We start from the raw sequence: 691 nt of genomic DNA, 5'->3' as shown, positions 1-691 counted from the left end.
TCTTTATCTGTGATACCCAAATGATGAAAACCCGTTCTATGGTCTGTACGAGGTTTCTCTTTCGCCAATTTATCGACGATGTCGACAGCGGCTTCAAAACCTAAATCACCGTTAGCATGTACCATGATGGTGTAGTCGTCTTGCCAGTAAGGGCGCATACTGTCTTCCAATTGCTCTGGTGTTTGTAACCACTCCCCTTCATGACCATCTAAATAGCCATCTTTAAGCTGCATCAACTGGCTGTACATGGCTCCATCAGAAAACTGTTTTACGAACTTTGGTAACCATTGAATGTTGCCATGCCCTTGTTGTTGAACCGTTTGAGCTTCAGCTATCTGCTTGCCTTTATTGGCATCGTATCCCGCCATTGAGTAAGTGAAATTGCCCGCTGGAATTAACCAGTATTCCATTGGCATCGCCTCACCCGTAAGAATATTCACCATCTGCTCATAAGTCGCATTGTCGATCACAACGCCCGGATCAATCGCGGTCGTGATACCACCCGAGTGTACATACTGCTTGGTACGTTCAAGGCCCGTTGCGAACATGCCCTCTTTCATCAGATAACCAAGCACATCTTGCAGCAAGGTCTTCGCTCCGTTTTCATAGGCATGGCCTTTGTCCCAATCCATCTGTTGGTAAGCGTAACCCTCACCACTCCAATCATGTTCCGTCCAACCGAACATTTCTA

General features: G+C 46.6%; 1 protein-coding gene. It reads right to left on the bottom strand.

The window, feature by feature from the left end; genetic code table 11:
* Positions 1 to 691 (bottom strand): amidohydrolase family protein (locus KIV40_RS34135; protein ID WP_375164949.1); only part of this gene is annotated, 691 nt, incomplete at both ends.

It is taken from the genome of Vibrio sp. D173a (assembly GCF_030248475.1).
Note: the sequence above shows the minus strand (reverse complement) of the source record. Positions and strands in the feature narration are given on the sequence as shown.